Source organism: Thiobaca trueperi, from assembly GCF_004342175.1.
GTDB classification, from domain to species: domain Bacteria; phylum Pseudomonadota; class Gammaproteobacteria; order Chromatiales; family Chromatiaceae; genus Thiobaca; species Thiobaca trueperi.
Genome location: NZ_SMAO01000001.1, coordinates 65,165 through 91,062 on the forward strand (window position 1 = coordinate 65,165; position 25,898 = coordinate 91,062).

The 25,898-nt window shown below is 63.4% G+C and carries 16 protein-coding genes and 1 tRNA gene; 4 read left to right on the top strand and 13 right to left on the bottom strand.

Annotation, left to right across the window (positions count from 1 at the left end):
• Nucleotides 1-35 precede the first annotated feature (35 nt).
• Nucleotides 36-326 (top strand): type I restriction enzyme endonuclease domain-containing protein, encoded by a 291-nt coding sequence (locus tag EDC35_RS00265; RefSeq protein WP_243651347.1) that lies wholly within the window; start codon nucleotides 36-38, stop codon nucleotides 324-326.
• Here the strand turns inward: EDC35_RS00265 and EDC35_RS00270 are convergent.
• Nucleotides 272-1,507: a porin gene (locus tag EDC35_RS00270; protein ID WP_207896029.1), complete on the bottom strand. Its 1,236-nt coding sequence runs from the start codon at nucleotides 1,505-1,507 to the stop codon at nucleotides 272-274. The genes EDC35_RS00265 and EDC35_RS00270 overlap by 55 nt on opposite strands.
• Nucleotides 1,508-1,765: 258 nt before the next feature.
• Here EDC35_RS00270 and EDC35_RS00275 point away from each other — a divergent pair, with 258 nt between their 5' ends.
• Nucleotides 1,766-2,149, top strand: coding sequence for a DUF779 domain-containing protein (locus tag EDC35_RS00275; RefSeq protein ID WP_132974853.1), 384 nt, complete (start codon nucleotides 1,766-1,768; stop codon nucleotides 2,147-2,149).
• A 21-nt stretch (nucleotides 2,150-2,170) separates the two neighbouring features.
• Here EDC35_RS00275 and EDC35_RS00280 read toward each other — a convergent pair whose 3' ends face one another.
• Both EDC35_RS00280 and pedF read right to left on the bottom strand, forming a co-directional pair.
• The gene (locus EDC35_RS00280; protein ID WP_132974854.1) at nucleotides 2,171-4,414 is read right to left on the bottom strand and encodes a TonB-dependent receptor family protein; all 2,244 of its coding nucleotides are present in this window, start codon (nucleotides 4,412-4,414) and stop codon (nucleotides 2,171-2,173) included.
• 227 nt (nucleotides 4,415-4,641) lie between these two features.
• Complete coding sequence (gene pedF / locus EDC35_RS00285) at nucleotides 4,642-5,088, bottom strand: cytochrome c-550 PedF (protein WP_207896031.1); 447 nt, start codon at nucleotides 5,086-5,088, stop codon at nucleotides 4,642-4,644.
• 244 nt (nucleotides 5,089-5,332) lie between these two features.
• Here pedF and EDC35_RS00290 point away from each other — a divergent pair, with 244 nt between their 5' ends.
• Nucleotides 5,333-7,327, top strand: a complete 1,995-nt coding sequence (locus tag EDC35_RS00290) for a sigma-54-dependent Fis family transcriptional regulator (protein WP_132974856.1) — start codon at nucleotides 5,333-5,335, stop codon at nucleotides 7,325-7,327.
• A gap of 15 nt (nucleotides 7,328-7,342) precedes the next feature.
• On the opposite strand, the gene rapA is transcribed toward EDC35_RS00290, so the two are convergent.
• The 9 genes from rapA to nifJ all read right to left on the bottom strand — a co-directional run bounded on the left by rapA (nucleotide 7,343) and on the right by nifJ (nucleotide 22,623).
• A complete protein-coding gene (gene rapA, locus EDC35_RS00295) occupies nucleotides 7,343-10,123 on the bottom strand; it encodes an RNA polymerase-associated protein RapA (protein ID WP_132974857.1) in 2,781 nt (926 codons plus the stop codon).
• Nucleotides 10,123-11,166, bottom strand: coding sequence for a DUF4340 domain-containing protein (locus EDC35_RS00300; RefSeq protein WP_132974858.1), 1,044 nt, complete (start codon nucleotides 11,164-11,166; stop codon nucleotides 10,123-10,125). The genes rapA and EDC35_RS00300 overlap by 1 nt, the downstream gene beginning before the upstream one ends.
• Entirely contained in the window at nucleotides 11,163-14,120 is a 2,958-nt protein-coding gene (locus tag EDC35_RS00305) for a Gldg family protein (RefSeq protein ID WP_132974859.1), read from the bottom strand. The genes EDC35_RS00300 and EDC35_RS00305 overlap by 4 nt, the downstream gene beginning before the upstream one ends.
• Complete coding sequence (locus EDC35_RS00310; RefSeq protein ID WP_132974860.1) at nucleotides 14,113-15,051, bottom strand: ABC transporter ATP-binding protein; 939 nt, start codon at nucleotides 15,049-15,051, stop codon at nucleotides 14,113-14,115. Before EDC35_RS00310 ends, EDC35_RS00305 begins: the two co-directional genes overlap by 8 nt.
• Before the next feature lie 201 nt (nucleotides 15,052-15,252).
• A tRNA-Leu gene (locus tag EDC35_RS00315) sits at nucleotides 15,253-15,337 on the bottom strand.
• 181 nt (nucleotides 15,338-15,518) lie between these two features.
• Complete coding sequence (locus tag EDC35_RS00320) at nucleotides 15,519-17,228, bottom strand: cation acetate symporter (protein ID WP_132974861.1); 1,710 nt, start codon at nucleotides 17,226-17,228, stop codon at nucleotides 15,519-15,521.
• Nucleotides 17,225-17,533 (bottom strand): DUF485 domain-containing protein, encoded by a 309-nt coding sequence (locus tag EDC35_RS00325; RefSeq protein ID WP_132974862.1) that lies wholly within the window; start codon nucleotides 17,531-17,533, stop codon nucleotides 17,225-17,227. The genes EDC35_RS00320 and EDC35_RS00325 overlap by 4 nt, the downstream gene beginning before the upstream one ends.
• A 268-nt stretch (nucleotides 17,534-17,801) precedes the next feature.
• Complete coding sequence (locus EDC35_RS00330) at nucleotides 17,802-18,818, bottom strand: dihydroorotate dehydrogenase-like protein (protein WP_132974863.1); 1,017 nt, start codon at nucleotides 18,816-18,818, stop codon at nucleotides 17,802-17,804.
• A 217-nt stretch (nucleotides 18,819-19,035) separates the two neighbouring features.
• Nucleotides 19,036-22,623: a pyruvate:ferredoxin (flavodoxin) oxidoreductase gene (gene nifJ / locus EDC35_RS00335; RefSeq protein ID WP_132974864.1), complete on the bottom strand. Its 3,588-nt coding sequence runs from the start codon at nucleotides 22,621-22,623 to the stop codon at nucleotides 19,036-19,038.
• A 300-nt stretch (nucleotides 22,624-22,923) separates the two neighbouring features.
• Here nifJ and EDC35_RS00340 point away from each other — a divergent pair, with 300 nt between their 5' ends.
• Entirely contained in the window at nucleotides 22,924-24,177 is a 1,254-nt protein-coding gene (locus EDC35_RS00340) for a NupC/NupG family nucleoside CNT transporter (RefSeq protein ID WP_132974865.1), read from the top strand.
• 85 nt (nucleotides 24,178-24,262) lie between these two features.
• Here the strand turns inward: EDC35_RS00340 and EDC35_RS00345 are convergent, their stop codons facing one another.
• Nucleotides 24,263-25,897 carry a hypothetical protein gene (locus tag EDC35_RS00345; RefSeq protein WP_132974866.1) on the bottom strand — a complete coding sequence of 545 codons (1,635 nt, stop codon included), beginning with the start codon at nucleotides 25,895-25,897 and terminating at the stop codon, nucleotides 24,263-24,265.
• Between the last annotated feature and the right edge of the window lies 1 nt (nucleotide 25,898).

Genomic DNA, 25,898 nt, shown 5'->3' on the forward strand with positions numbered 1-25,898 from the left:
ACGGTACGAGCCGGCGCAAGCTGCTGAACGATGAGGTGCGCCCGCGCAGTCAGCGCAATGTCGTTCAGGGCAGGCAGTTCTCCGAGCATCTGGACGCGGCGATTGCCCGCCATCACACCAACGCGATCAGCACCGTCGAAATCCTGCAAGAGCTGATCGATCTGGCCCGGGAAATCCGCGCGGCGAGACCGAGGCGCTGTCGGCCAGATGGACGGGTTGAGCATGACCGCCTGTGGATCTGCCCATGGGCAGATCCCGGTGCCCATCAGGCTCAGAAGAAGATGATCCCGCCCAGCGAGATGGTATTCGTATCGAGATCGCCGTAACCGCCGGAATTGATCTGATCGGCGCCGGTCGCGCGCTCCTGATTGTATTCCGCCACCAGGGTGATGTATTTGTTCAGGCTGTGGTAGATGCCGATGGTGCCGCCACGGAAGCGGTTGTTGCCGGCCAGCAGTCCTTCGTCGTCACGGTTTTCGCCATAGTTGATGCCCACTTTGGTGTCGCCGAACTTGTAAGTCCCCTGCAGGAAATAGCCACGGCTCTCGGTCTCGCCGTAGGGTGAAAAGAACAGCGCGCCGACCGTGGAGAGCCCCAGACCCTTGCCGGTGAAGGCATAGGCCGTGGCCTCGAAGTTTCCGAAACCGATCCTGGTGCCCAGTTCGAAGCCGCGTGCGGCGAAGGTCTCGACATCTTCCAGGCCGGTGTCCGTGTCCTGATAGATGGCGCCACCCCAGACTGAGCCGGGCATCGATCCCTTCCAGTCATAGCCCGCGATGGCCTGGACGCCCGGCGTGGAGGTTTCGCCGCTGTCGGTGAAATCGCTGGGCTGGAAGACGCCCACCGAGGCCTTGAAGCCCGAGTAATCGGGCGTCGTATAGGTGATCTGCGGCTGGAAACCGGTATACATGTAGCCGTGGCCGATCATGCCGAAGGTGGTATTGAAGGGGGTCGAGGCATAGGTGTTGCCGCCGAGCCCGAGCAGGGTCATGTCGTTGAGAATGATCTTCTGACCGAACAGACCGATGTCGCGTCCGAGCTTGAAGGTGCCCATCCTGTCCGTGCCAAACTGGAAATAGAGATTACGGGTGTCGATCTGGCTATAGGGCTCGCCGCCGCCGCCGATCGGCAGACCCACCACCGAGGAGTCATTGTTGATGCCGGGCGCAAAGCCGACATGGGCCTTGATATCCAGATCCTCGACCCTGGTGGTGAAAACGAAATTGATCCAGCCCGGCAGCAGGCCGTTGGTGATGCCGGAGTTGCTGACTGTTCCGCGGTCATCTTTGGTTGTACGGTAAGAAAAAAAACCATTGATGGTTCCGTTGATGTCGAGGGTGGCATCGCCCTGGCTGAAACTCACCGCATGCGAGGCGCCGGACAGCGGGATCAGGGCAAGTGCAAGCGTTGCGACAGGGATGGACTGCTTTTTCATGGTTTTCAGGGTCTCCAGAATGGATGGCGTATGGGCGGCGTGTCCGCGCAATGGATCCTTGAGGATCGCCATTGGCGGCGCATCGCATGCTTGCCAGCACCATGCCCGAAACCTTGCAAGACCCCTGAAATACTGACGAAGGCTCGCCAATGCTGGATCCAGGCACCATGCGGGCGCCTGTCGACAGGCCCTGTCATCTGCCCTGGAGTGTCCAGATTGGAGACACCTGCTCATTACCTGAGCAACGATATGGAATTGGAGCGCCAACGCCGCTCAGGCAGGCGTCATGCCCGAGCCATCCACCCACCTGACCGCCGGAGATCGAACACCATGAATGAGCAGATTCCCAGGGTCATCGCTACCGAGACCGCGCTGGCGTTGATCGAGCGACTGAAGGCAATGCATGGCGCACTCATGTTCCACCAGTCCGGCGGCTGCTGCGATGGCAGCGCGCCCATGTGCTGGGCCGCCGACGAATTTCGTACCGGCGCCAGCGATGTGCGGCTCGGAACCATTGGCGGCTGTCCCTTTTGGATGAGCGAATCCCAGTTCGAGTACTGGCGTCACACCCAGCTCATCATTGACGTGGTACCTGGACGTGGCGGGATGTTTTCGCTGGAAGGGCCGGAGGGGGTGCGTTTCCTCACCCGCTCGCGGCTGTTCGAGGATGATGAACTGGCGCGGTTGAGCCCGGTCGAGCACGGCGGCGACTGAGCACCGCCGCCGTGCCGCGACTCAGAAGGCGTAGCTGGCCGTGATGCCGAACAGCACACTGGTGCCGGGGCCGGGCGCGTAGTAACGCCCATTGGCGTCGTTGACGCTGACGGCGGAGATGTAGGAGCGGTCGAGCACATTGTCCACGCGCACGAACTCGGACAGCCTGAACCGGTTCAGCGCCTGCGTGAAGCCAGCGCGCAGATTGACCAGCCAGTATTCGCCTGCCGTCTCGGTGTTGCGGTCGTTGACGTAGACCTCGTCCTGGCCATAGAGATTGACTGCCGCCTCGAAACCCAGGGGTTCATAGGCATAGGCCACTTCGCCGAAGACGGTGAACAGGGGTACGCCAGGGATGCGGTTGCCGGCCTCGACCATGGCGGCGTTGAGCGTCGGCGCGAGCGTCCGGCAGGGGATGTCTACGCAGGCCAGATAGCTGTCGGTCAGCTCGCTGTCCAGATAGGTCGCGGCAACACGTCCGCTGAAGCCGTGGCCGAGCTGGCTGTCCAGCGAAAGCTCGGCCCCCCGGCGACGCGACGCCGGGGCATTCTGATAGGTGGCGCGTCCGCCACGGTTGGTTGCCACCGTCAGCTCGTCCTGGGTATCGATCTGGAAGAGGGCGAGATTCAGCCGGGCATCCGGGCCGATCAGGATCTTGGCGCCGATCTCGTAGTGCCAGCTCATGGCCGGCTCCAGATCCAGGTTCAGGCCCGAGCCGCCGTCGGGACGATAGGCCAGTTCGGTAAAGGTCGGGGTTTCGAAGGTCTGGCCGACGTTCGCGTAGAGATTGATGTCAGGCGTCAGGCCGTAAAGCAGACCGATGGCCGGTGTCCAGGCGCTGTAGGTCTGGCTGCCACTGTCGTCCGGGTTGAAGTTGGTTGCCGTGATGCGGGTGGTCGAGCCGCTACAGGTGCCCGCCTGTGCGCCCGGTGCAGTCACCTGCCCGATGGTACAGATGAAGTGATCGTCGGAGTCGAAGCCGACACGGGTATAGCGCAGACCCAGATCCAGACTCCAGTCGGGCGCGAAGGCCCATTTGCCCTGGATGAAGGTTCCCCAGCTATCGACGCTGTTGTCTTCGTCGCGCTTGAGTGCGTCACGCTCGCCCAGTTGGTTGAGATAACCCGTGCGGTCCTCGGCGGATCGATCGTATTCGCCGCCAAGCGTGAGGGTCAGCGGGCCATCGGCGAGCGCCGTCTCATGGCTCCACCAGAGGCTGCCGCCGGCAAAGCGACGGTCGAAGGTGCTCACGCCGCCAGCGGCAGTGATGGCATTCTGGTTGGTGAGCGGCACGGCGAGAAACTGCTCGTTGCCGCGCGTTCCCGCGTAGAACATGGCGCGCAGGCTGTCCGCGTCGGTCAACGGCTGTTCCAGGATCAGGCCGCCCTGCATGTTGTCGAGCGTGCGGCGGGTCTCGAACTCCAGTGCGCTCGCCGCTGCCTGCCGCGGGTTCTGTTTGACCTGTTCAGCGGTCAGACCCAGCGGATCCTGGCTGTCGGGGAGGTTCATGGCGTTGGCGATCAGACTGAGCGTGCCGCCGCTGTCGAGCGCGACCTTGAGCCTGGCGTTGGCCTGCTCCTTGGTGGAACGGCTCCAGTCGCGATAGCCGTCGGTTTCGGCGTGGTAGGCGTCCAGGACATAGTTGACGGTTCCCGACTGTCCACCGAGCCTGGTTCCGGCGATCCAGGTGCCGTCGCTGCCGCCCATCAGGCGGGCGGAAAGGGTTGGCTCCTGCGGGCCGTCCTCGGTGAAGACCTGGACGACACCGCCCGAGTGATTGCCATAGAGGGCGGAGAAGCCGCCCCGCATCACCTCGATATTGCCCGCCGAGCCGAGATCGAAGAGACCCGGTCCGCCCTGTCCGTCGGGCGTACTCGCCGGGATGCCGTCCGCGATCAGCCGGACCCCGCGTGTGCCGAACTGGGAACGTCCACCGAAGCCGCGAATCATGATCTGCTCTTCCTGGGCAAAGGTGCCGCGATTGGTCACGACCGTCCCCGGGACGCGCGGCAGAACCTCGGAGATCAGGACGCCAGGATTGCGATCCTGGATGACCTGCCGATTCAGGACATCAATGGCGACGGGCAGATCGAAATCAGGCTCACCGACGCGGGTGGCGGTGACAACCACCGTCTCCAGTTGAGTGGGCGCATCGCCTTCTCCGATCACGTCAAGCTGCTCGGCTTCCTGTGCGACCGACACCCCGCACAAGGTGCCTGCGACCGCCAGGGCCAGGCGTCCCCGATGACCCAATGATTTTCCCATCAATCCACCTCGATATAATTGTTATGCGGTCGGCTCAAGCGCCTTATGCAAACCACCTGCAACGGACATCGGCATCTTGAGCCTGCCGTGCCGGGAGACCCGTCACACCTGTTCCGAAATGAAACAGGTGTGCCAGGGTGGAGCGACCCTGAATGGTCAGAGCCTTGTCAATCCAGTCGTCGGCGCCGCACGGCAGAGCGTGCGACCTGCTGGGGACTGGCGCCCATTCAGTCCTCATGGACGCTCTCAAGCCAGGCGCGAATCGCCCACATCCCCTCCTGCGGCAAAATGCCTTCGAATGGCGGCATGAAGACCCGTCCATCGCGGCTGGCGCCGTGGCGAATCCGCTGCATGAAGATCTCGTCGCCTTCGTCTTCCAAAGGTAAAAAGCGCAGATCGGGGGCAATGCCGCCGGAAACGGCGCCCAGCCCGTGACAGCGGGCGCAGTTTTGATTGAAGGCCGAGTCGCCGATGCGGATCGCCTCCGGATCCCCACGGTAGGGATTGGTGACGAGCCAATCCTCGCCCAATGCCTTCAGCGTGGAGACATCGACCGCCTGCGGCACGACATCGCCGTGTGCGCCAGCGAGTGTTGAGGCACCGGCCAGCCAGGCGGCAAGCGCCGTCTGGCGCAGGATGCGAGTGAATGTCTCCTCGTGATGCGTCTGTTCCACTGTGTTTCCCCTCAATGACCGATGGTTGATGCATTCCGCTGCGGATGTGCCCCTATCCCTGCTGGACTCGCCGAATGCAAACACTGCGCCATCGCCTTTCAAACCGAACCGGCAAGAAATTTGCTTTAAATCATGCATTGCCTCAATGGTGATAATTGATGCGATTCGTGACAGGTGCTAAATTCCAACGCATCCGCCCACAACAAAAACAATTCGCCTGCCAGCGAAAATTGAAGGAGGACGCATGATCGATCAAACGATTTCCCACGATCCACACGCATTGCGCCTCTTCGAGGCGCGGCGGAAATTTTTCGATCAGGGATACGGTGATGAGGGAGATGAGCGCGATCATCCTGACTGCAAATTGCCGCACGCGGTGCTGCGCTCATGGCAGCGGTGCCTGGAAAGCGGGCTGGATTATCGCGCCGACGGTCGTGGCGATCCGGAAGGACGGAGTGAACTGGCGGCGGCGCGCGAACGCAGCGAGCGGCTGCTGCGCAACGCCAGCGGGGTCATTGAGCATGTGTTCGACCAGATCCGCGCCTCCGGCAGCATGGTGATCCTGGCTGACGACCACGGCATGATCCTGCACAGCCTGGGTGATCCGGAGTTCTTTACGCGCGCCCAGCGCGTCGCCTTGCAACCGGGTTCCTTGTGGAGCGAGTCGATGCGCGGCACCAATGCGATCGGGACGACGCTGATGGAGGCGGGGCCGGTTGAGGTCATCGGCGCCGAACATTTTCTTGATCGCAACAGCATTCTGACCTGTAGCGCCGCCCCGGTCTTCGACCCCGAAGGCAAGCTCCTCGGGGTATTCGATATTTCAGCCGATTACCGCAACAATCAGCGGCACACACTCGGACTGGCCCGGCTGGCCGCACAGTTGATCGAAAAACACCTGTTCGAGGTCGAATTCTCCACCGACATTCTGGTTGCCTTCCATCTCCGGCCCGAGGGTGTCGGCGGTTTGCAGGAAGGCGTTCTGGCCGTCTCGGCGGAGGGGCGGATTCTGGGTGCAAACCTGGCCGCGCGCGCACTCTTTGCCGAATCGAACGGTCTGGTCGGACTGGATTTCAATGCGCTGTTCAAACCGTCATTCGGTCATTTCGTCGATCGCGGCAGTCGCCCTCCCTTTTTGCAGACGATCGAGACGCGCCATGGCGAGCGTCTCTACGCACGCCTGCGCAGCGCTCCCTCGTTGCGCAGCAATCCACCCGCACGCGGGACATCGAGCGCCGCTGCCGACAGGATGGCGTTCTGCGATGCGCGCCATGAACAGCGCGTCACGCTGAAGTGTCTGGCGACCGGGGATCCCAGTCTTCAGACCGCGCTCGACCGCGCCTCGCGTATCATGGGGAAAGACATTCCGTTGCTGATTCAGGGCGAGTCAGGTGTTGGCAAGGAGCTGTTCGCGCGCGCCTTTCATTACTCCGGCCCGCGTCAGGACGGTCCCTTCGTGGCGCTCAACTGTGCGGCGATTCCGGAGAATCTGATCGAGTCGGAACTCTTCGGCTATGTCGGTGGCGCCTTCACCGGCGCGCGCCGTGAAGGTTCAATCGGCAAGATCCAGCAGGCGCACGGCGGCACCCTCTTTCTCGACGAGATCGGCGACATGCCACTGAACATGCAGGCGCGTCTGCTGCGCGTCCTTCAGGAGCGCTGCGTCACGCCGGTCGGGGCGCAGCGTCAGGTACCGGTCGATATCTCCCTGGTCTGCGCCACGCACCGGGTGCTGCGCGACGCCATGCGTGCCGGCAGCTTTCGCGAGGATCTCTATTACCGGATCAACGGACTCACGGTCACGCTCCCGGCCCTGCGCGAACGCAGCGATATCCGCTCGATCGTGCATAAACTCATCGCTGCGGAAGCGAGCGACGGTGTTCAGGTCACGATCAGCGAACCGGTCATGGATTTCTTCGAGCGTTATCCCTGGCCGGGCAACGTGCGGCAGCTGCAGAACGTGATCCGGCTGGCGGTGGCGCTGCTCGACGAAGGCGAGACCGAGATCCAGAGCTGCCACCTGCCCGAAGACCTGTTCAGCGCGGATCAGATGGGCGAGACCAAGAGCGGTCAGGAGCCGGCGTTTCTGGTCGAGGCCAGCGGTCGCAGCCTGGACGAAATCAAGTGCGAAGCCATTGCGATGGTCATGAATGAATTCGGCGGCAACGTCTCGGCTGCCGCACGTCGTCTCGGCATCAGCCGCAATACCCTGTACCGCAAGATTGGCCGCATGAATTAAACCGCGTCCGGCACGTCACGCCATCACCAGTACCCTGACCGCATCCAGTCGCAGATGAACCCTGGTCAGCGCCCGCTCTAGCTGGTCGCGGCGGTTGCGCAGCGCGTCGATCTCGTCGGCGCGCACGCTGGGGTTGATCTGGGCCAGGGCCGACAGCCGCTCCAGTTCCTCATCAAGCAGGGTTCGCATGTCGGTCATGGCGGCTGTCTCCAGATCCGCAACCGCCTGCCGGGCCAGTTCCTCGCCGCGTTCGAGGAGGCTGGCAAGCAGACTGACCTGCGACTGGATCACCGCGCGTGCGACCTTCATGTTGCGGGTGAGACAGTCGCCGCGCAGGGTCTTGTGCGCGACCTCGTCGGCCAGGTTCCGGCCTTCCGCGTCCAGCAGCAGTCGCACCAGGGTCGGCGGCAGAAAACGTCCGACCTGCAACGCGGGCGGGGCCGGGCAGTCGGCCACATAGAGGAGTTCGAGCAGGAGCGAAGGCCGTTTGAACGGACCCTCGCGCAGGAGCGTGATGGATGAGGTGCCGAGGTCCGAAGCGGTCAGCAGCTCCAGGGTCTCGCGCACCATGGGGTGTTCCCAGGTGAGGAATTCGCGGTCCTCGTGGGCTAGGGCGTCGGCACGCTCGAAGGTGGCGGTCAGACCGTCTTCCGGCAGACGGGGGAAGGTCTCATGCAGCATCTGCGGGCCGGGACGCACTACCACCGAGCCACCGGCGCCGGATTCATGCTCCACCCCGAAGGCGTCCCAGAAGCCTTTCATGTAATCGGCGGCATCGCGACCGGCATCGATTTCTTCGATGGCGTCCACCAGCACGGCAGAGCGGGCAGGCCGATGCGAATGGAGCTCCAGCAGCCGGTCGCGACCGGCCGCCAGGTCGGCGTTGAGTCGGGCGCTCAGGTCGCGGGTGGCAGCGATCAGCGCATCGCTCTCGCACGGATCGGCCAGGGCCGCCAGCAGCCGCTCGCGCAACTGCGCAAAAACGATGGGCGCCGCCGGACAGATGGCGGTGAAGGCGTCCAGACCCTCGGCATACCAGCGAAAGAGCGTTTCGCCGGGGCTGCCGGTCAGCACCGGCACATGGATACGGATGGTCTCGGTCTGGCCGATGCGGTCGAGTCGCCCGATGCGCTGCTCCAGCAGATCCGGCTCCAGCGGCAGATCGAAGAGCACCAGATGATGGACGAACTGAAAGTTGCGTCCCTCGCTGCCGATCTCGGAACACAGCAGGATCCGGGTGCCGTCCTCGACCGCAGCGAAATAGGCCGCCGCGCGGTCGCGTTCGACGATCTCCATGCCTTCATGAAAGATGGCGGCATGGATGCCGGCACGTCGAAACAGCGCCTCGCGCAGATCCAGCACGGTCTGAGCGTGAGCGCAGATCAGCAGCACCTTGGCCGGACGCAGATCGCGCAGTGTGGCGATCAGCCACTCGACACGCGGATCGGTGTCGGTCCAGCCCGAGTCCACCAGACGCTCGGGCGTGAGTCGCGCCACGGCGTCCGCTGTCGATGACCGATAGACATCGGGCGCGGGCAGTTCGGTGTGCAGCAGTTGGCGCGCAGGAAAGCCGGGGATGGCGGCGCGGGTGTTGCGAAAGAGGATGCGCCCGGTGCCGTGACGGTCCACCAGACGCTCGATCAGCTCGTCGCGGCTCAGGCCGGCGGTCTCGCCGAGCAGCGAGCGCAAGAGCGTCTCGTCCGCTGCGTCCAGCGGTTCGTCGTCGAGCAGACGCGCCGCCAGCGCGGCGACCGGCGCATAGTGCGCCTCTTCGGCCTGAAAGGCGGCATAGTCGTGAAAGCGCGCCGGATCGAGCAGACGCAGACGCCCGAAGTGACCGGCATGACCCAGCCGGTCCGGGGTGGCGGTCAGCAGCAGCACGCTCGGCGTGCGTGCGGCGAGTGCGGCGATGATGTCGTATTCGGGGCTGGTTTGCTGCTCGGACCAGGTCAGATGGTGTGCCTCGTCCACCACCAGCAGATCCCATTGTCCGTCGAGCGCGGCGCGCCCGGCATCCGGCTGGGTGGCGAGCAGATCGAGCGGGCAGAGCACCTGCTGTTCGGCCTCAAAAGGATTGCTGTCGGCGATGGCGTCGAAACGCTCGCGGTCGAAGAGCGCAAAGCGCAGATTGAAGCGTCGGCGCATCTCGACCAGCCACTGATTCAGCAGCGGTTCGGGCGTCACGATCAGCACCCGCTGCGCACGTCCGGTCAGCAGCATCCGGTGCAGGATGAGCCCGGCCTCAATGGTCTTGCCCAGTCCCACCTCGTCGGCCAACAGCACGCGCGGGGCGTCGCGTCCGGCGACGTCTGCCGCGATCTGAAGCTGATGCGGGATGAGCGCGACCCGTGCGCCGAGCAGGCCCAGCACCGGCGAGCCGGCCTCGCGCATGCCCTGGCGCCAGGTTCGGTAACGCAGGGTGAACCAGCGGTCACTGTCGATCCGTCCGGACAGCAGACGCTGTTGCGGTCGGTTGAAGCGCAGACGGTCATCCAGTTGCGCTTCCGGGAGCGCGTGCGTCTGTCCTGCCGCATCCTCGCAGAGATAGGTGATGAGTCCGGCATCCGTGCGCAGGCCGGTCACAACCAGCGGGCGCCCGGCGTGATCGCGGATACGCTCGCCGGGCGCCAGTTCGACCCGCAGCAGAGGCGCGTCGAGCATGGCATAGAGACGGGTTTCGCCGGTGGCGGGAAAGGCGATGCGCACACAGCGCCCTTCGATGGCCAGGACAATGCCCAGGCCCAGTTCACCCTGGGTTTCGCTCAGCCAGCGCTGACCGGGTCGGAAATCATGCATTATGGTGTCGCAGTCTCATCGCTTGTGGGTGGTTCCGCTGTCGCGTCCGGCTGGTCGGGCGCTGCGGGCTGAATGGTGAGTTGACTGGCATGCAGATCGAGGAGTCCTTCCAGGTCGTATGCCGACAGCCTGAAATAATAGGGACGATCCGCATCCTTGAGGGCGTAGTCCTGGCTGTTTTCGACCTGCGAGATCCGGTAGCTGCGCGCGGTGCCGTCGGCCAGTCCGACGGTGAGCGTCAGTTTCGGCTCCTGCTGGCGGTAGGCGGGCTGATCCGTGGCGCCGAGTACGCCCCGATAGCCGAGATTGGCGATCCGCATCGCCACGTCGTCGGCCCTGGTCTGGTCCACTGGCTGATCGCCGCCTTCCAGTCGCCAGCCATCCTTGTCCCTGAGCAGGGTCCAGTCCGCCCCGGCGATCCGGGCGATCTGTTCCTGCTCCAGCCGCAGCAGACCGGTTGCGAGCCAGTCGTCGCGCCGGCTGGAGACATCCGCCAGCGACAGGCTCAGATCATAGACCGCCGGATCATCCGCCGGGCGTCCGAAGAGTCGCTTGAAACCGGGCGAGTCGCCCAGCAGAAGAACGCCCAGCGGTCCGTCCTTGCCCTCCAGGGTCAGGCGGCGCTCAAAGCCGGCATCGGCAACCTTGAAACGCTGGCGCGCCTCCTCGCTGGTCGCGACCGGCAGCGGGCGCTTGAGCGCGGCAAGCTGAGTCAGGAGCTGCTCGACCTTGCCCGGCGCGGTCGGGAAATCGGCCAGATCGGTGAGCACCCACTGATCATCCGGGTTGCGGCTGAGCGTCACCCCGGCAGCATCGCCCGCGCCCTCGATGCGGATGCGCGTGATCTGAGCGGGGGCGAAGGCGAGCAGCGGTGTCTGCGTGGTTGCGGCGACCATGTCCGGTTTTCTCAGGCCAAGGCCGAGCGCAAGCAGGAGTTGCAGGACCAGCAGCGCGCCCAGGGTCAGAACCAGCGGCGCGCGCCAGTCCTGGCCCCAGCCGAGGTCGGTACGGTCGAGATAAGAGAGTGTTTTGGTCTGCGTCATGATGTCTTGTCTCCAGTCCCCAGAATGGCCGCATAGCTCCGCTCGCGCCGTGCCCGCGCACGGCGATAAAGCCAATAGACCAGCGCCAGACCGCTCAGAGCCAGCAGATAGTTGAGCGACTCCCAGAACAGCCGTCCCTGCTGGCCGATGGGCTCAAGCAGACGGCTGAACTGGCCGCGTCCGCGCAGCGACAGGAGTCCGCGATCTTCCAGCGACCAGTCCACGGCGTTCTGCACCAGCTCAACAGGCTTGAGATAGCGGGTCTGGGTGGCCTGGGTCGCCAGACTGATGGCGGTGTCGGTCAGGAAGCTCGATGAACCGATGAGGATCAGACGCGCCGATGCCGGTGACGATTCGACCACTCCGGAGACCACCGCTGGCGTTTTCTCTTTTTCCTCGGGCGTCTCCGGCTCATCCTTCTGGTCGTCCGGGCTGTCCGGCGTCTCAGCCGCATCGGCTTCGCTCTCCGTTGGCCTGGCGAGCAGCGGCGAGGGCCTGCCGGCGAAGGGCGACTGGAAGCGTCCCTCAATGGCGACCGCCAGCACTTTGCGCCCCTGATCGTCGCCATGCGCGAAACCAAGGCTGCCGTGTTGGTCGAAATCCGGCTGCATGTTCTCGGACGCGCTGGTCCAGGCTTTGGGCGAGCTTTGGATCAGCTTGACGATCTGCCGCCCGGCGTTCTGCGCCGCATCGATGGCGATGGGCGAGGACCAGTTGACTGTGATCTGGCCCAGACTGGCGGTGATCCCTGAGTCTTCGGCCAGACCGTCGCCGCGAATATCCGGGAAATAGGGATAGTCGAGGGTCTGGATCTCCTGCACGCTGAAGCCGCCGAGATCACGCTGAACCGGGATCGGGAAGGGCGTGTTCTGCGGGTCGAGGACCAGCTTCGGCCCCAGCGTCAGTCCCTGATGCGCCAGCCAGTCTTCCAGTCCGGTGTTCGTCTTGCGGGCCGAGATCGAGCCGCCGCCGAGATCGACCTGGAAACGGGAGGCGGCGAGGATGACGGTTCCGCCCTGCATCAGAAACTGATCAATGGCGAATTGCTGTTTCTCGTCCAGTTCTTCGGGGCCGACGACCAGCAGCAGGTCGGCATCCTCCGGCACCTGGCCCGAGGTCAGGTCGGTTTCATGGACGCTGAAACCCTCGCGCAGACTCTGTTGCAGCAGGCTGTAGTCGCCCCCCGGCGCTGGTCCCATGCCGAACTGGTCGGGAGCGGGGGAGGGCGTATAGAGCGCCAGCGTCCGCAGCACGCCGGGGGCGAAACGCTTGATCCCGGCCTCAATGGCGCGGCTCAGGCCGGCGCGGTCGAGCGATTCGGGCAGCGGGATCGGCACCGCCTGGACGCCGGAATCCTGCTCGCCGGGTTGCAGCGCCATATAGAAATAGAATGGCGTGGGATTAAGCAAATCGACCACCAGCGGCTCGAAGCCGAACTGCTCTTTGATCGTCTTCGCCAGCGCGCCGTCGCCGGTCGCCGGATCCTGGATCTCGAAGCTGAAGCGTCCGCCCGATCTGGCAGCCAAGTCGCCCAGGACCGACTCCAGATCGGCGCGCAGACCGGGCAGGGGCTCCGGCAGTACCGCCGCATCCGAGATGAAGCCCCGGAAATGCAGTGGCCGGGTGATCTGCGCAAAGAGATCCCCGCCGCCCTGATAGCCATAGAGCACCTTTTTGATGGTGCGGGTCAGGTCGTATTCGGGATTGCGCAGACGCACATCGAGATTCGACTCGCCACGCACCTTGACATCGATCAGATCCTGAAAGCCCAGCTTCTCGAACTGGTCGCCGTATTTGACCAGGATGTCGAAGTAGGAATTGACCACTGCCGCCTGATACTTGGTCTCGGTCTGGAAGGCGACCGGACGGATGCCGTACTGCTCGCCGGCCTCGCGCTCCAGATCGGGCGATTCCTGCGGATCGACGAATTCGACCCGTACCCGGCCCTGACCGGCGATCTGCATCTCTTCCAGCAGATCGCGCAACGGCGGGACCAGCGGGGCCAGCAGCGGATGGGTCTGGGCGCTGAAATAGCCGCGAATCAGGAGCGGCTCCTGAAGCTGGCCGAGATAGGCGCGGGTCGCCTCGGAGAGGGTGTAGAGCCGGCCTTCGGTGAGATCGGCCCGCGCCCCGGAGACGTGAGACAGCCAGAGATGCACGGCGATGAGGTTGGCGACGGTCAGCGCCGTGACCAGGGTCCAGCGCCGGTGATGGCGTGGATTGGACTCGTGTTCCGCCCAGCGCAGACGCTCCAGGCTGTAGACCGTCAGGGCCAGAAAGACACCGACGAGGCTCAGATAATAATAGAGATCGCGCAGATCGATGACGCCCCGGGTGATCGACTCGAAGCGTGCGCCGCTGCCGAAGAGACGCAGGATTTCGCCGCCGCCGTGTCCGATCAGGCCGGTCAGCGCCGGGGAGCCGATCAGATAGATGACCGCACAGAGCAGGGTGCTGCCGATGAGCGCGACGATGGGATTGTCGGTGCGCGAGGAAACGAAGAGACCGATGGACAGATAGGCCGCCGCCAGCAGCAGGGTCGCCAGATAGGCGCCGATGACCGGACCCCAGTCGAGCGGGCCGAGCAGGGCGACCGTGACCGGCACCGGCAGGGTCAGCGCCAGCGCAATGGCGACCAGCGCCCAGGCGGCGAGAAACTTGCCGAGCACCAGCCGATAGGCCGCCACCGGCAGGGTCAGCAGGCTTTCCAGCGTCCCGGCGCGGCGTTCTTCGCTCCACAGACGCATGGTGAGTGCGGCGCACAGAAAGATCAGCAGGATCGGCATCCACTCGAACAGCGGGCGGGCGTCGGCGATGTTGCGGGCGAAAAAGGCATCGACCCAGAAGAAGACGAAGAGACAGACCGCCAGAAAGGTGCCGATGAAGAGCCAGGCCACCGGCGAGCCGAAGAAGGCCGCCAGTTCGCGGCGTGCGACGCGGGTGATGTCAGACATGGGCCGCCTCCATCTGTTCCAGGGTCACGGCGCCGAACAGCGCCTCCAGATCCTGCCGTTCGGGTTCGAGTCCGTACAGCGACCAGCCGCGCTGACTGATCGTCTGCGCGACGGCGGGCGCGGTCGCACGCGGATCGGTCGTCTCCAGTGCGAAACGCCGCAGATCGCCATCCTGGTCCAGCAGGGTCACGCCGGCAACGCCGGTCAGTGCCGAGAGCGCGGGCGTTACCTCGTCCGCTGCGCGATCCAGCGTCACCAGCAGCCGGGGTTGGCGACCGATGGCGTGCAGCTCGCTGTCGAGCGCCAGACGCCCGCCGCGCATGATGAGCACCCGCCCGCAGACGGCCTCGACCTCGTGCAGCACATGGGTCGAAATGATGAGCGTCGCATCAACCGACAGCTCGCGCACCAGTGCGCGCATGTGCTGGATCTGCGACGGATCGAGCCCGTTGGTCGGCTCGTCCAGGATCAGGATCAGCGGTTCGTGCAGGATCGCCTGGGCCACGCCGACCCGCTGACGATAACCGCGCGAGAGTGTACCGATGGTGGCGGTCGCCTTGGCGCCGAGTTCGGTGCGCTCCACCGCCCGGCGGATCGCCGTAGCGCGTTGCCCTGGGGCCAGTCCGTGCAGCGCGGCCTGATAATCCAGATAATCCAGCACCGTCATCTCGGGATAGAGCGGGCAGTTTTCGGGCAGATAGCCAATGCGCCGCTGGACCGCGCGGCGTTGCTCGGCGATGTTCAGTCCGTCGATGCGGATGGTGCCGGCGCTCGGTTCGAGAAAGCCGGTCAGCATCTTCATGATGGTGGTCTTGCCCGCGCCATTGTGGCCGAGCAGACCGACGATCTCGCCGCGCTGGATGTCGAACGAGACATCCTGGACCGCCTTGAGCGCGCCATAGCGGCGACTCAGGTCGCGAACCTCGATCATGGGGGAAACTCCTTGCACTCGGGTGAAGGTCTGATTTCGGGACCGCAAGATGGGCCGCCCGTGCACCGATTTCAAGCAGGCACGGGCCGGGAAGGACGAGACGATCAGCAGACCTGGCGTATCCGATCCGGGGAAGGTCTCGGGGCGATGCTGAACGGCCAAGCAGGCAGAGTGTTGCAGGGATCGTGCGACATAAGCCATTGGTGCGCGAGGGGGGAATCGAACCCCCACGGATTGCTCCACTGGAACCTAAATCCAGCGCGTCTACCAATTCCGCCACCCGCGCGAGCCGCAGAATTCTACAGTGGTTTGTGGTCGAGCGGTATGCAAAAAAAACGGGGCCGATGGCCCCGTTAGGGTTTGCCGGGACGTTTTTCAAACCACGTCAATGGCAAACGGCAGACTGGATTTGATCGGCGCCTCCGTGACATCCCGGTCGTGGAGGCGCCGGTTTGGTACGCGGTCCTTTAGTGGTCGGAAGCACCCTCGGCACCAATGCCGGTCTCGCAGCGGATCTTCTGCGCGTCGAAGGCGGCGCGGTCGGTCTTGGCGCGCTCGGAGTTGTCGAGCACCGAGAACAGCCAGATGCAGAAGAAGGAGAAGGGGATCGAGATGATCGCCGGGTTGTCCAGGAAGATCAGGCCAACCGGCTTGCCATCGGCGCCGACGTTGCCGAGCACGTCACCCCACACCGCCTTCGACATGACAGTCAGCGCCACGGCGCTGATGAGTCCGGCGAAGCCGCCGATCAGTGCGCCGCGCGTGGTCATCTTGCCCCAGAAGATCGAGGCGACCAGGACCGGGAAGTTGGCACTCGCCGCGATGGCGAAGGCCAGACCCACCATGAAGGCCACGTTCTGGCTCTCGAAGGCGATGCCGAGTGCAATCGCGACCAGACCCAGGCAGAAGGTGGCGATCTTGGACACGCGGATCTCGGTGGTCTCGTTGCTGCGACCGCGCGCGATGACGCTGGCATAGAGGTCATGCGAGATCGCCGATGCGCCAGCCAGGGTCAGACCCGAGACCACGGCGAGGATGGTGGCAAAGGCAACCGCCGAGATGAAGCCCAGGAAGAGATTGCCGCCAACGGCTTCGGCGAGGCGGATGGCGACCATGTTGGTGCCGCCGTTCAGACCCTTCACGTCAACCAGCGCACCATTGACGATGGCGCCTTCCTTGAACCATTCCGGATGCTGGGTGAGCAGCACGATCGCGGCGAAGCCGATGATGAAGGTCAGGATGTAGAAGTAGCCAATGAAGCCGGTGGCATAGAAGACCGATTTGCGGGCTTCCTTGGCGTCCGGCACGGTGAAGAAGCGCATCAGGATGTGGGGCAGACCGGCGGTGCCGAACATGAGCGCCAGACCCAGTGAGATGGCGTTGATCGGATCCTTGACCAGTGTTCCCGGACCCATGATGGCATCCGCCTTGGGATGGGTTGCAATCGCCTGACGGAACATCTCCTCGGGCGAAAAGCCGAAGGTGGAGAGCGCGGCGATCGCCATGAAGGTGGCGCCCGACAGCAGGAGCACGGCCTTGATGATCTGCACCCAGGTGGTGGCGGTCATGCCGCCGAAGATGACGTAGACCATCATGAGCACGCCGACGATGACCACGGCGATCCAGTAGTCCAGACCGAACAGCAACTGGATCAGCTTGCCCGCACCGACCATCTGGGCGATCAGATAGAAAGCGACCACGACCAGCGAGGAGATCGCCGCCATGGTGCGGATCTCGGTCTGACCGAAACGATAGGAACTCACGTCGGCAAAGGTGAACTTACCGAGGTTGCGGATCTGTTCGGCGATCAGGAACATGATGATCGGCCAGCCGACGAGGAAGCCGATGGAGTAGATCAGGCCATCGTAACCGGAGGCGAAGACCAGGCCGGAGATACCCAGGAAGGAGGCCGCCGACATGTAGTCGCCGGCAATCGCCAGACCGTTCTGGAAACCGGTGATGCCGCCACCGGCGGTGTAGAAGTCCTTGGCGGTGCGGGTGCGCTTGGCCGCCCAGTAGGTGATGCCCAGGGTGCCCGCGACGAAAGCCACGAACATGTAGATGGCGGTGAGGTTCAGCGCCTGTTGCTCGACCGCGCCTGACACGGCCGGTCCGGCAACGAGGGCAAAGGGAATCAGCAGGGCGAACAGAACGCCCCAGGTTGCGAAACGCTTCATTGCAGATCCTCGCGAATGGCCTTGGTCAGCGCATCGAACTTGCTGTTCGCGCGGGCGACATAGATACCGGTGAGAACAAAGGCGCTGACGATGATCGCCACCCCGATCGGCATGCCGACGGTGGTGACGGCACCAGCGGAAAGCGGGGTGGCCAGCAGTTTGGGCGCGAAGGCGATGATCAGGATGAAGCCGTAATAAATCACCAGCATCAGAACCGTCAGGTTCCAGGCGAAACATTTACGGGTACAGATTAACTCCTGATAGCGCGGATGCGCTTTGATGGCGTCGATCGAATGTTGTTGCATTGGCCACTCCTACCGTAATGAGTTGGAACTAAGGTTGTGAGAGTCAGGCAGTGCAGACAGACCCTAGGAGGTCGCGACGGGGGAGTCCCCGCCGACCGGAACACACGCACAAACCACCCCCGTGCTCGTGAGACGGGCACGGTGCCTCTCGTCATTTATTTTCTTGATTGCGCACGTGCGCTCCGGGGAGCGACGGATTGTGCTGGTGGAACCGCCAGCCGTCAACGCACCGAATGATTTTTTTTATCTATCGGGTTTATTTCGACCCTCAGGTCCGCACCCCTGCCGACACCGTATAACTGTCCAGAATGTTGACATAATTGGCCCTTTCGAATGCGGCTGGGTTGGGCACTGACAGCGCACTGACCCGGCCACGGAACTCAGCGACCGACTCGAAACCCTGCTCGGCCATCCAGTCCTGAATGCCGCGCAGAATCTGCGCGGTATAGATCGGGCCGTTTTCGAGCAGCACGCTGCACAGATGCACCACGTCGGCCCCGGCGAGCAGCAGCTTGATGGCGTCTTCAGAAGTGTGCACACCGCCGGTGGCGCCGAGCGACAGATCGCCCAGACGCCCATGCAGGATGGCGATCCAGCGCATCGCCAGCAGGATCTCGGCTGAGGTCGAAGGCCGCAGGGTCGATTGCAGACGCAGACCCTGAATGTCGATGTCCGGCTGATAGAAGCGGTTGAAGAGCGCGACCCCGTTGGCACCCGCCGCCGCCATCTGTTTGACCAGATTGCCGATTGAGCTGAAGGCCGGCGAGAGTTTCATGTTGATCGGGATCCGCACCTGACCGCGCAGCTCACGCAGGAGCGTCAGATAGCGTTCCTCGACCTCGGCGCCGGTCTGGTCGATGTCGCCCGCGACATAATAGACATTGAGTTCCAGGGCGTCGGCGCCGGCCTGTTCCAGTTCGCGCGCATGACGGATCCAGCCGCTGGACGTGACGCCGTTGAGACTGGCGATGACCGGGATGTCGAGCGTGTCCTTGAGTTTGCGGATGTGCTCCAGATACTGATCCAGCGCATTGGCGAAATCGGGCTGTTTGGGCAGGAAGCCGTTGCCGATCTCGGCGTTGCCGGTTTCCTGATGGTGCAGAAAACGCACCATGGATTCGGATTCGGCAGTGATGGCCTCCTCGAACAGCGACCACATGATGATGGCCGCTGCGCCATGGTCTTCCAGCTCGCGCGCGATGCTGACGCTCTTCGAGAGCGGCGAGGCCGAGGGGACGATCGGGTTTTTGAGTTCCAGGCCGAGATAATGGGTCGTCAGGTTCATCTGTTTCTGCTCCGCGAGAGACCCCGGCGTTCACTCCGGGGAAGGGATTTTTGACAGGACAGGATCTGTTTTCTAGTGCAACAGCTTATAAATCCCGAGGCCGTTCGTTGTCGTTGTCGTAATCGAAGATTCGCAAGCCGAAGACGACAGCGACAACGACAACGACAACGACAACAACAACGATCAGAGACGGTCTCGGAGCATCTGCATTGCTGCACTACTCCGCCGTCGGCGTCGGCGCCTTCTGCACCGCCAGATGCGCGAGCTGCTCGTAGAGACTGAAGCGGGTCTGCACATGCTTCTGCGCCAGTTGCAGATAACGCTCGGCGTCCTCGGGATGCGTGCGCGTCAACAGACTGAAACGGGTCTCGGAGGCGATGAAGTCGCGATAGGGCATGCTCGGCGGCTTGGAGTCGATGAGCAGCGGATTTTCGCCCTGCGCGGTGCGGCGCGGGTCATAGCGGAACAACGCCCAGTGTCCGGCGTTGACGGCCATGTCCTGCTGACGGAGATTGTTGGACAGATCCACGCCGTGTGCGATACAGGGCGAATAGGCAATGATCACCGAGGGGCCGTCATAGGATTCGGCCTCCATGAAGGCGCGCACCGTCTGCACATCCTTGGCGCCGAAAGCAACCTGGGCGACATAGACGTTCTCATAGGCCATTGCCATCATGGCCAGGTCTTTCTTGAAGGTCGCCTTGCCGCTGGCGGCGAACTTGGCGACCGCGCCCAGCGGGGTGGCCTTGGACTTCTGGCCGCCGGTGTTGGAATAGACCTCGGTGTCGAGGATCAACAGATTGACATTGCGCCCGCTGGCGAGCACATGATCGACGCCGCCATAACCGATGTCATAGGCCCAGCCGTCGCCGCCGACGATCCAGACGCTGCGTTTGACCAGTTGCTCGCAGAGCGATTCCAGGGTACGCGCCTCCGGGCCGTCGATGTCCCGGAGTTGCTCGCGGAGCGCCGCGACCCGCTCGCGCTGCTCGAAGATCCCGGCCTCGCTGGACTGATCGGCGGTCAGCAGACCCTCAGCCAGCTCGCCGCCGATGCGGCTCGACAGACTGGCGACCAGCTCGCGGGCCTGAGCGGTCTGCTTATCGACGGCCAGACGCAGACCCAGCCCGAATTCGGCGTTGTCCTCGAACAGCGAATTGTTCCAGCTCGGGCCGCGTCCTTCGGCGTTGGTGGTATAGGGCGTCGTCGGCAGATTGCCGCCATAAATGGACGAACAGCCGGTGGCATTGGCGACCAGCATGCGGTCGCCGAACAACTGGGTGGCGAGCTTGATATAGGGCGTCTCGCCACAGCCGACGCAGGAGCCGGAGAACTCGAACAGCGGCTGCATCATCATCGCGTGCTTGATCTTGCTGGGGTCCAGCCGGGTGCGGTCGTATTCGGGCAGGGTCAGGAAGAAATCCCAGTTGGCCTGTTCGCGGGCATGGATGACCCCGGCCTCGACCATGTTCAACGCCTTGCGGCTGGGATCCTGACGGTCGCGGATCGGACAGACATCCACGCACAGGCCGCAGCCTGTGCAGTCGTCCGGGGCGACCTGATAGGTGATGTGATGTCCGTCGGGAAAATCTTTGCCCTTGATGGGCGCATGCTGAAAGCTGGCGGGGGCGCTGGCGGTCAGGGTGTTTGGATAGACCTTGGCGCGGATGGCGGCATGCGGACAGACCAGCGGGCATTTGCCGCACTGGGTACAGAGCGTCTCGTCCCACTGCGGGAGCATGAGCGCCAGATTACGCTTCTCGAAACGGGTGGTGCCGGTCGGCCAGGAACCGTCCGCCGGCATCAGACTGACCGGAAGACGGTTGCCCTGACCCTCCATCAGCGTTGCGGTGACCCGGCGCACGAAATCCGGTGCCGAGTCAGGCACGACAGGTGGGCGATCGAAGTTGCTGGTGATGGTGCCGGGGATCGTCACCCGATGCAGCCCGGCCAGCGTGGCGTCGATGGCCTGATTGTTGCGCTCCAGCAGTTGTTTGCCCTTTTTGCCGTAGGTCTTTTTCACGGCGTATTTGATGTGGGCGATGGCCTCGTCTTTGGGCAGGATGCCTGAAATGGCGAAGAAGCAGGTCTGCATGATGGTGTTGATGCGCCGCCCCATGTCGGTCTGCGCGGCAATGGCGTAGGCATCAATCACATAGAACAGGATCCCCTTCTCGATGATCGCCTGCTGCATCTTGCGCGGCAGCTCGTCCCAGATCCGGTCTGCGGGGGTGGCTGAGTTCAGGAGAAATACCGCACCCTCACGGGCCTTGTCGAGCATGTCATAGCGGGTCAGAAAGGTCGGCTGATGACAGGCGACAAAGCTCGCATCGTTATCGCCGATCAGATAGGTGCTGTGAATGGGGTGGGGGCCGAAGCGCAGATGGCTGATGGTGATGGCGCCGGCCTTCTTGGAGTCGTATTCGAAATAGCCCTGACCGTAGTTGGGCGTCTCTTCGGCGATGATCTTGATCGAATTCTTGTTCGCCGAGACGGTGCCGTCCGAGCCCAGACCATAAAAAACGCAGGCGGTGACGCCCTGGGTCACATCGGGCCGGAAGGCCGGATCCCAGTCCAGGCTGAGACGAGTGACATCGTCGATGATGCCGACCGTGAAGGGATGCTGCGGACGCGCTTTCGCCAGTTCGTCGAAGATGCCCTTGACCATGCCGGGGGTGAACTCTTTCGAGGCCAGACCGTAACGGCCACCCATCACGCGCGGCATGCTCGCCAGCCGGCCCTCGCCATGCGCCTGAGCCAGCGCGGTCAGCACGTCCTTATAGAGCGGCTCGCCGTCGGCGCCCGGTTCCTTGCAGCGGTCGAGGACCGCGATCCGCGTGGCCGTGTCGGGCAGGGCGGCGATCAGATAGGCGGGATCGAAGGGACGGAAGAGCCGGACCTTGATCAGACCCACCTTCTCACCGTGGGCCACCAGATGCTCGACCGCCTCCTGCGCCGCGCCAATCCCCGAGCCCATGAGAATGACGACCCGTTCGGCATCGGGCGCGCCCACATAGTCGAACAGACCATACTGCCGCCCGGTCAGCGCAGCGAAACGGTCCATGACGCCCTGCACGATGGCTGGCGCCATTAGATAATAGCTGTTGACCGATTCGCGTCCCTGAAAATAGACATCGGGATTCTGTGAGGTGCCGCGCAGACGGGGATGATCGGGATTGAGCGCGCGGGTGCGGCAGGCCGCGACCAGCTCCTCATCGATCATGGCGCGGATGGTTTCGATTGGCAGTCTCTCGATCTTCGCGACCTCGTGCGAGGTGCGGAAGCCGTCGAAGAAATGCAGGAAAGGCACCCGGCTTTCGAGCGTCGCGGCCTGGGCGATGAGGGCGAAATCCATCACCTCCTGCACCGAGGCTGCGCACAGCATGGCAAAGCCGGTCGCGCGGCAGGCCATGACATCCGAGTGATCGCCGAAGATCGAGAGCCCCTGCGCCGCCAGCGCGCGCGCCGAGACATGGAAGACCGTCGGCGAGAGTTCGCCGGCGATCTTGTACATGTTCGGGATCATCAGCAGCAGACCCTGCGAGGCGGTGAAGGTGGTCGCCAGCGATCCGCCCTGCAAGGCGCCATGAATGGCGCCCGCCGCGCCGCCTTCGCTCTGCATTTCGACCACATCGGGGACGGTGCCCCAGAGATTTTTGACCCCCTGTGCCGACCATTCGTCCGCCCACTCGCCCATATTCGAGGAGGGCGTGATGGGATAGATGGCGATGACCTCATTGGTCAGGTGAGCAACATAGGCGGCGGCTTCGTTGCCGTCGAGTGTGACCATGGTCTGTTCTGACATCGATCTGTCCCGCATGAGTGATGAATAAAGGATGCGGCCGTGCCAACCCGGTATGGTCTGCGCAGGTCGGGGAGCCGTCTGGGTGGGGCAACTATAGCCCGAAATTGTTCGTCGTTGGCGATGGGGCTGTCTGGCCGCCCGTGCCAATCGATTCTGGCGTTATCGCACGCATTCGGCCTAAAGTGTCCAGCGCGACCGTGACGGATGGTAACGCGAGCAAGCGGATGATTTCTTCAACTCAGAGATGGACGGTCAGGCAGATGGTGCTCCGTCCTGAAAGACGTGGTTTCCTGTACCGCAATGATGACAACTCTCCTGCAACCATTACTCGGACTCAGCGTGCTGACCGCAAGCGCCTGGCTGTTGAGCGAAAACCGCCGCGCCGTGCGTCCGCGCCTCATCGTCGCGGGACTCGCACTCCAGTTTCTGCTGGCGCTGGCGCTGCTGAAACTGCCACCGGTCAAGGCGCTCTTTCTGAGCCTGAACGGGCTGGTGCTGGCGGTGCAGCAGGCCACCCAGGCCGGCACCGAGCTGGTCTTCGGCTATCTCGGCGGGGCCGCCGCGCCCTTCGAGACGCTCTATCCCCATAACAGCTTCGTGCTCGCCTTCCGCGCCCTGCCGCTGATCCTGGTCATCAGCGCGCTCTCGGCCCTGCTGTTTCACTGGCGCATCCTGCCGCTGCTGGTGCGCGGATTCGCCTGGCTGCTGCGCCGCACCCTGGGCACGGGCGGACCGCTGGGGCTGGGTGCCGCCGCCAATGTCTTCGTCGGCATGACCGAGGCGCCGCTGCTGATCCGGCCCTATCTGGCCGGCATGACCCGCCCGGCGCTGTTCGGACTCATGACCTGCGGCATGGCGACCATCGCCGGCACGGTCATGGTGCTTTATGCCAGTCTCATCGGTTCGGTCGTCCCGGACGCCATGGGCCATATCCTCATTGCCTCCATCATCAGCGCGCCAGCGGCACTGATGATCGCCGGGATCCTGATCCCGGAGACGCAGGAGGCCAGAGACGAGACACCCGTGCGGATCGAGAGCCAGTCACGCAGCGCCATGGACGCCATCACGCGCGGCACCCTGGAGGCGATCCCGCTCTGGCTCAACATCCTCGCCATGCTGGTGGTCATGGTCGCCCTGGTCAGTCTGGTCAACCAGTTGCTCGGGCTGCTGCCGATGATTGCTGGCGAACCGCTGACCGCGCAGCGTCTGCTCGGCTGGATCATGGCCCCAGTGGTCTGGCTGATCGGCATCCCCTGGCACGAAGCGCCGACCGCTGGCGCGCTCATGGGCATCAAGACCGTGCTCAATGAGCTGGTCGCCTATCTCGAACTGGCGCGCCTGCCGACCGAGACACTGAGCGAACGCAGCCGTCTCATCATGACCTACGCCCTCTGCGGCTTCGCCAATCTCGGCAGTCTGGGGATCATGATCGGCGGACTGGGCGCCATGGCCCCCAAGCGCCGCGACGAGATCGTCGCCATGGGGCTGAAATCCATCCTCGCGGGGACGATGGCGACACTCATGACCGGGGCAGTGGTGGGGATTTTGATTTGACAATGCAGGAAGCCGACGTTGTCTTCATCGTCGGCCTCGCGGCCGCATTGGCGGCTCCGATCATCGCGGCCCCACTGGATTCGAGCTACGCCTGCCGCAAGAAGGCGCGCAGGTTTTCCATTTCATCGGTGTTCTCAAGGCTGGGGTCTGATTGGCAGAGTTGATCCAACAGGCGCTTCAGCCGATCGCTGTGCCAGGGTTCGGTGGTCCCTGGAACGACAAGGGTATGCAGAAGTCTCAGCAGATCTTGTGGAAAGCGTTCGGCATAGGGGAACGGCTGATCTGAGAGATCGGCTGACGCCTTTTCCTGAGTCAGTGGATAGACGATACCGAAAATATCCTTCGCTCGACCGATTACCGGTTTCTGTTCGAGCAGAAGGCTTGTTGCCTCGGGGAAGGCTTCTCGTGTCTGCAACAACATCGTGCTCAGTCTGGCGCTCAATCCGGGCGATTGCTTGTCGGTCGATAGGGGCCAATAGGTCTCGAAGAAGGGGCCGATTCGTTCTCGCCAAGACTGTGCGGCGTCAAGGCCACGTGCGCGTAGGTCGGTCTCGAATTGACGGGCAATGATTGCGAGTTGCTTAGGCCCGAGGCGGGAGAAGATGTCGGCCAGTGGCTTACGGTCTATCTCTGCGTCGAAAGCGCCAGGATGAAGCAAGTGCGCGGCAAAAAAGTCAAGGAGCCGGTCCGCACTGTCTGGAAACGCCTCGAAATGGCGTAATGACGACCAGAGTGCTGGCTTCAAGCTGCCCCAGAGCTTTGAAGAGACCTGTGCCGGCCAGAGAAACGCCTGCCATAAGCTGACGGCTTGCTGAACATCCGGCTCGAAGCTGGCCATCGGTTCTACGAGATATTGTTGGCACCATGAAGGATCGATGCGATACAGCCAGACCAGCCGAGAGGTGAGCATGAGCCGGGCGTCCAAGTGTGGTGGGCTACCGCCCTTGACCAGAGCGTCGAAACGCCAAAGCAGGTTCTCTGGAAGACCGGCATCCTCATCGAGATCATGCTTCCAGAGCCGCTCCAGCAGCGTCAAAGCCAGTTCTCCGCCCGGAGCGTTCAGCGCTGCTGTGATCCTGTCGGCGCCACCTGCTGACGATGATTGCCGAGACGCGAGAGCCTTGCTCCAGAGCCGGTCCCACAGGCACCAGAACTCGGATTGCTTCTCCAGATCGATCGGCAACTGTTTGGCTGCCGATTGCAGCCATTCGAGAAAGCCCCAGCCGCCGACCTCTGAACTGTCGTCTTGGTCGAGATACCGAAGCAGTCGAGACCCAGCGTCACACAGAGTTTCGGCGTCTTGCGCTTCACTCACGCCTGAGGCCATTGAGTTCAACAAAGACTGGTTCGAATCCTGCCCAGACTCGATCAAGAGATCGAGGATCGCAAAGGCCCGCTCAGGCTTCTCGCGCGCAAGCGTCTTGATTAGCTGGCGGGTTTTCCATTCCCTGTGCTCTGCCAGTCGCGTCGCGACCTCTTCGTTCGAAAGGGTTTCCAAGTCGCTCGCATCGATCGGCTCGACCCAGCGTAAACCGCCATCTGCCGTTGGAACCCAGACGGTGCGGGGGTCTTCGGCCCTAGTGTTCCAGGCTTCCATCTGCCGCTTGGCGCGACGGTCAGCAGAGCCGGTCAGCTCCACGCCCCCAAAAGCGAGCCAGGCAAGACGACGGTCGATCAGTGCTACTCGTTCTTCTCTGTCAAGCTTGCGTCTTTCGCGCATG

Coding starts and splice junctions, on each gene's coding strand:
- EDC35_RS00305 (WP_132974859.1), bottom strand. CDS start 14,120: ATGTCTGACATCACCCGCGTCGCACGCCGCGAACTGGCGGCCTTCTTC.
- EDC35_RS00275 (WP_132974853.1), top strand. CDS start 1,766: ATGAATGAGCAGATTCCCAGGGTCATCGCTACCGAGACCGCGCTGGCG.
- EDC35_RS00280 (WP_132974854.1), bottom strand. CDS start 4,414: ATGGGAAAATCATTGGGTCATCGGGGACGCCTGGCCCTGGCGGTCGCA.
- EDC35_RS00300 (WP_132974858.1), bottom strand. CDS start 11,166: ATGACGCAGACCAAAACACTCTCTTATCTCGACCGTACCGACCTCGGC.
- EDC35_RS00325 (WP_132974862.1), bottom strand. CDS start 17,533: ATGCAACAACATTCGATCGACGCCATCAAAGCGCATCCGCGCTATCAG.
- rapA (WP_132974857.1), bottom strand. CDS start 10,123: ATGCATGATTTCCGACCCGGTCAGCGCTGGCTGAGCGAAACCCAGGGT.
- EDC35_RS00330 (WP_132974863.1), bottom strand. CDS start 18,818: ATGAACCTGACGACCCATTATCTCGGCCTGGAACTCAAAAACCCGATC.
- EDC35_RS00290 (WP_132974856.1), top strand. CDS start 5,333: ATGATCGATCAAACGATTTCCCACGATCCACACGCATTGCGCCTCTTC.
- EDC35_RS00340 (WP_132974865.1), top strand. CDS start 22,924: ATGATGACAACTCTCCTGCAACCATTACTCGGACTCAGCGTGCTGACC.
- EDC35_RS00320 (WP_132974861.1), bottom strand. CDS start 17,228: ATGAAGCGTTTCGCAACCTGGGGCGTTCTGTTCGCCCTGCTGATTCCC.
- EDC35_RS00345 (WP_132974866.1), bottom strand. CDS start 25,897: ATGCGCGAAAGACGCAAGCTTGACAGAGAAGAACGAGTAGCACTGATC.
- EDC35_RS00310 (WP_132974860.1), bottom strand. CDS start 15,051: ATGATCGAGGTTCGCGACCTGAGTCGCCGCTATGGCGCGCTCAAGGCG.
- EDC35_RS00270 (WP_207896029.1), bottom strand. CDS start 1,507: ATGGCGATCCTCAAGGATCCATTGCGCGGACACGCCGCCCATACGCCA.
- nifJ (WP_132974864.1), bottom strand. CDS start 22,623: ATGTCAGAACAGACCATGGTCACACTCGACGGCAACGAAGCCGCCGCC.